Source organism: Neobacillus drentensis (assembly GCF_036962765.1).
GTDB lineage: Bacteria > Bacillota > Bacilli > Bacillales > Cytobacillaceae > Neobacillus > Neobacillus drentensis_C.
Genome location: NZ_JBALOS010000046.1, coordinates 61,873 through 62,097 on the forward strand (window position 1 = coordinate 61,873; position 225 = coordinate 62,097).

Annotated in this window: 1 protein-coding gene; it reads left to right on the forward strand. The window is 36.9% G+C overall.

Features of this window, described 5'->3' with window-relative positions; all coding sequences use genetic code 11:
- Positions 1-36 precede the first annotated feature (36 nt).
- Positions 37-192 (forward strand): DUF6508 domain-containing protein, encoded by a 156-nt coding sequence (locus V7137_RS30645; protein ID WP_420490105.1) that lies wholly within the window; start codon positions 37-39, stop codon positions 190-192.
- Positions 193-225 lie beyond the last annotated feature (33 nt).

Here is a 225-nt window from a genome sequence, read left to right on the forward strand (position 1 = left end):
ATATAAGACAGATTTATTAAAAAAAGATTACCTGGAATACTTGAAGGAAAAGGTAAAAGATCACATAACCTTGCCGCAGCGATTCCTACTGCCAATCTGGAATTGTTAAAAGCGATTTTGACCTATTATGTGCTTCAAGAGCGCTTTTGTGATGGATTGTGGGCTCGGCTGCGAAAGATAAAGTGTTCTTGAGGATTCTTTATAGGTTGATGGATACAATTACAA